This window comes from Sphaerospermopsis kisseleviana CS-549 (assembly GCF_028329225.1).
Taxonomy (GTDB): Bacteria; Cyanobacteriota; Cyanobacteriia; order Cyanobacteriales; family Nostocaceae; genus Sphaerospermopsis; species Sphaerospermopsis kisseleviana.
On sequence record NZ_JAQMTI010000149.1, the window covers coordinates 1 to 4926 of the forward strand.

Annotated in this window: 2 protein-coding genes; both read right to left on the reverse strand. The window is 39.3% G+C overall.

Annotation, left to right across the window (positions count from 1 at the left end; genetic code table 11):
- The coding region (locus tag PN497_RS12590) for a bifunctional serine/threonine-protein kinase/formylglycine-generating enzyme family protein (protein WP_272110307.1) at positions 1 to 1430 on the reverse strand (1430 nt) is incomplete at its 3' end.
- Between the two features lie 274 nt (positions 1431 to 1704).
- Positions 1705 to 4734, reverse strand: a complete 3030-nt coding sequence (locus PN497_RS12595; protein WP_096566872.1) for a type I restriction endonuclease subunit R — start codon at positions 4732 to 4734, stop codon at positions 1705 to 1707.
- Between the last annotated feature and the right edge of the window lie 192 nt (positions 4735 to 4926).

Below are 4926 nucleotides of genomic sequence, written 5' to 3' on the forward strand. Positions count from 1 at the left end.
CGGTTGGTGAGCGAAGTCGAACCACGGTTGGTGAGCGAAGTCGAACCACGGTTGGTGAGCGAAGTCGAACCACGGTTGGTGAGCGAAGTCGAACCACGGTTGGTGAGCGAAGTCGAACCATTACCTTGAAAATAAGAAGGATTATTCCCCATAATCGCTTCATATTGCTCTTGTGTTACTGGATATTTACCCATAAAGAAACTGGGAACAGTTACTTGACGTTGGGGACCTTCATCGGAATCTCGTTGTGCTTCGCTTTCCGGTGAACCCATGAGGAATGTTCCTCCTGGTATTTCCACCATTTCCAAAATTACACCGTTTCCTAAATCCTCTTCATAGTATCTTGCAGAAGCATTGCTTTTATTAATCATGCTTCCTTGTGAGTTGGTTTTCACAACTTCAAAATTAAAGGTTTTCAGGTTGGAATTATTTGATGTTGTAAAAATTGAAGTTATTTTTTCTCCACTCCCAGAAAATAACTTATTAGCAACAACCGCTAAACCAAAACTCCCAACAGCAACACTAGCCAGTTGTAAAAAATGACGACGATCTGTTTTTGGAGGAGGAAGTGATGGAGGTGGTGCTGGTGCTGGTGGAGGTGGTGCTGGTGCTGGTGCAGGAGTTAAAGCTTTTAGTGTTTGTCCTGCATCTTGGTAACGTTCGCTAAAATGATAACGCACCATTTTAGTTAAAATCTTGGCAAAATCTTCACTGACATTTGCCCAATTGCGCCAAATTACCTCTTCAGTGGTAGGATCTTTAGGTAATTTATGGGGTTGTATTCCCGTCAAGGCATAAATTCCCAACATCCCCACCGCATAAATATCACTTGCTAATTTTGGACTTCCTGCGGTTTGTTCACTAGGCATATAACCAGGAGTACCAATAGCAACTGTTAAAATAGTTTGACCTTGGGAGTTTACCGTCATGGTTTCCTTCACTGCACCAAAGTCAATCAACATAATCTTACCATCCCCACTGCGACGCATGATATTTTGAGGTTTCAGATCGCGGTGAATCATATTTTGTTGATGAACAAAATTTAAAACTTCTAAAATTTCGATCAGTAACTTTTTCACCTGATTTTCAGGTAACTTATTTTGCGGATAAACTTCCTTACTTAAATCTTCACCTTTAACAAATTCCTGAACTAAATAAAATTCATTATTTTCTTCAAAATAAGCGAAAAGTCGAGGAATTTGATCATGAGATCCCAACTTCTGTAATGTTTCTGCTTCCTGTGCAAATAACCTTCTAGCAACAGGTAAAGCTGCTGCGGTATTGGGTGGTTTAATTTGCAAATGTTTCACCACACACTGAGGATGGTTAGGTAAATCTAAATCTTGCGCTAGGTAAGTATCACCAAAAGCACCGCTACCTAAAACGCGGCTGATTTGATAGCGTTGACGTAGTTTCACACCTATCACCATCTGATTTACAGAGAAAAAACAGATACGGTAATGATTGTGTCACATTTTTTGGATAAAGGCAATATGGTTTAATGGCCAATAGGACATGGTGCTGATTTCACCAAAGTTAAGCTGTTGTGCATTTAATTTGTATAAGTGGAACAGGCATCTTGCCTGTTAAACAAGAGTTCAGAATATTAGGATTATACAATTTAGCTGTGTAACAGCTTATTTCTCCTGACGAAATTTTAGTTACATTTCATTAACGTACCCTACAGAATTGGCGATCGCACTATCATAAATTCTCACCTTTAAGACTCTCATAAATACTAGCCAATAACTTCTCAAACACCACCGCTTTAAATTCTTCATTATTCATCACTTCCATAAAGATTTTTTCATTCCCGTCCATGCGTTCAATAAACAACGCTTCCAGATGCTTTTCTAGGACAGGGGCGAAGTTTTCTTTGCTGTTGACTTGGGCTGCTTGTTTGATATGATCTTTACTAATAGCTGTTTCGGTGATTTGTTCAAAAAATAACTGATCTGCTAGGGTAAAATTAGTCCCAAACCGTTCATTAAGAGAGTCTATAAGCTGGGATAGGGGAACTTCTCTATCTGGTTGACGAGTTCCCACTGCTGTAGCACCTGTTAATGGTTCTGCTGTCCCTGACTTTAAATCAATCTTTCCTTCACTGATTTTTTCTAAGCGATAATATTTGATTTCTATATCCCCAGATAAATCAATTTGGGGAGCGTTTTTACTTTTGGGTAATTTCTTGAGTAAAAATCGTCCGTAAGCATAAAGTTTTTCAAGTTCTGAATCTTGATAAGGAATAATTTGCGCTAGGAATAAATACAAATTACGAAAGCTGGTTAATTGATTTTTAAATTGTTCTTGTTCTGCTTCTGCTAATTCTTTATATTTGTCTACAATTGGATCTAATAAACTATTTAATTTTTGATGTTCACCGCCAGTCAAGGAAGTTTTAGGACGAAACCAAATTTCACACCATTGGTTAACATCATCTAGGCTAAAAAGTTGCCATTGATAAAGTTGATAGGATAAATCATTTAATTGTTGGGGGTCTGCTGTTTCTCCTACGGGGGTTTCTTCGTAGTAAGGTTTAAAAGCTTTGTAAATGTCCTCTGGTTTGTTGACAAAATCCAGTACAAAGGTGTCTTCTTTCCCTGTGGTGGTACGATTGAGGCGAGATAAAGTTTGCACTGCTTGGACTCCATCTAGCCTTTTATCTACAAACATTGTATGTAATAATGGTTGGTCAAATCCAGTTTGAAATTTATTCGCTACTAATAATACTTGGTAAGCATCACTGGTAAATTTATCAGCAATTTCTTGAGATTTTATTCCTCCATTCATGTTGACTTCTGTAAATGTTTCATCTGGTAATTCATCTAAGGTGATAGAACCAGAGAAAGCGACTAAAGATCTAATATCACTATAGCCTTTTGCTTGAATATATTTATCAAATTCCAGTTTATATCTTACTGCGTGTTCACGGGAACGGGTGACAACCATTGCTTTGGCTTTACCGCCTATTTTATGACGGGTATGGTTGCGGAAATGTTCGATAATAATTTCTACTTTTTGGGCGATGTTATGGGGGTGAAATTCGATAAATCTGGCAATGGCTTTGGCTGCTTGGCGACGGGGTAAATCGGGATTTTCTTCTGAGGTGCGGAAAAGTTGATAATACCTTTCATAGCAGGTATAATTGGCTAGTACATCTTTAATATATCCCTCTTCAATTGCTTGCCGCATGGTGTAAAGATGAAAGGGAGATTGACCGTTTTCTCCTGGTTCATCAAATACCAGCAGGGTTTTTTGTTTGGGTGTAGCTGTAAAGGCGAAATAACTCAAGTTAGGTTGTTTGGTGCGGGCAATTTGTTCTTTTAATAGTTCTTGTTTGGCTTGGTCTGTTAAGTCTTCTTCTTCTGTTTCATCTGCTAAAATTTGGGCAGCAATGGCTGATTCAATGCCATCTTTATTGAGAATTTGCCGCAGTTCATTGGCGGTTTCTCCACTTTGGGAACTATGTGCCTCATCTACTATAATAGCAAAGCGTTTATCTTTGGTGGTGATGTCTATGGTTTTACCTTTTTTAGCTAAGGTTTCGATCGCTTTATTAATAAAGGGGAATTTTTGAATAGTGGAAATAATAATTGGTACACCATCATTTAAAGCTGTGGCTAGTTGTTGGGTGTTTTCATCTATTTTTTGCACCACTCCGGCTTTATGGTCAAATTGATAAATGGTGTTTTGTAATTGTTGGTCTAAGATGGTTCTATCGGTGATAACGACGACGGTATGAAAGATTTTTTCATCTTGGTTATCGTGGAGGTTGGCTAACCGATGTGCCAACCATGCAATAGAGTTTGATTTTCCTGAACCTGCGGAATGTTGAATTAAATAATTATGTCCGGCTTTATATTTTTTGGTATGTGCAATTAATTGACGAACTACATTAAGTTGATGATAGCGGGGGAAAATTAAAGTTTCTTTTTTTTGATAGTTAATTCCTGTGGCTGTGGGTGTTTTGATTTCTTCTATTTTGATGTGTAAAAATCGGGCTAATATATCTAATAAACTATCTTTTGCTAATACTTCTCGCCAAAAGTAACTGGTGCGATATTCGCCATTTTCCCCCGGTGGGTTGCCAGCACCGTGGTTATGGCCTTTGTTGAAGGGGAGGAAGTAAGTATTTTCTCCTGCTAGTTTGGTGGTCATCCATACTTCTTCTGTGTCTAGGGCAAAGTGGACTAAGCACCGTTGTTTAAAGACAAATAGGGGGTCTTTGGGGTCTCTATCCTGTTTGTATTGGTGGATGGCGTTGAGGTAGGTTTGCTGGGTGAGGGGGTTTTTCAGTTCGATGGTGGCGATGGGTAGGCCGTTGAGACTGAGGAGGATATCAGGTATACGTCCGGTTTTAATTGTCACTTGGCGGGTGATGGTGAGGCGATTTTTTTGATACTGTGCCAAGGTGTCGGGGTTCATGGCGGTGTTAGGTTGGAAGTAGGCGACTCGTAAGGTTTTACCGTAGCATTTGAAACCATTACGGAGGACATCTAGCATTCCCCGGCTTTTGAGTTCTTTGGTGAGGCTATCTATGAGGATTTTTTGGGGGTCTTTATTGGTGGCTAGGCGTTGCCATTGTTTAGGTTGGGTGGTTTGGATGAAATTGATGATTTCTGTGGGGAAAAGGGCGGTTTCTGGGTCGTATTCTGCGGCGTTTCCCTGGTGGTAGCCACTGTGTTGCAGTAGTTCCCCTTCGATGGTGTGTTCAAATTCTTTTTCTGTGTGCATTGGTGTATGACCAAATTTTGTAAATATTTTCAGTATAATCCTAATATTCTTAACCCTTGTAGCACAGGCACACTTCGACATAGTTCGACTCCGCTCACTAACCGCTCAGTACAAGTCTTGCCTGTTCTGTACATCATGTAGATGAAATATGCTGTAAATATTTTAAATTGGTTGGGTAGAACAAAGTGAAAC

What these genes read in the sequence shown, in the direction of transcription:
- PN497_RS12595 (WP_096566872.1), bottom strand. Translation starts at nt 4,734, where the DNA reads ATGCACACAGAAAAAGAATTTGAACACACCATCGAAGGGGAACTACTG.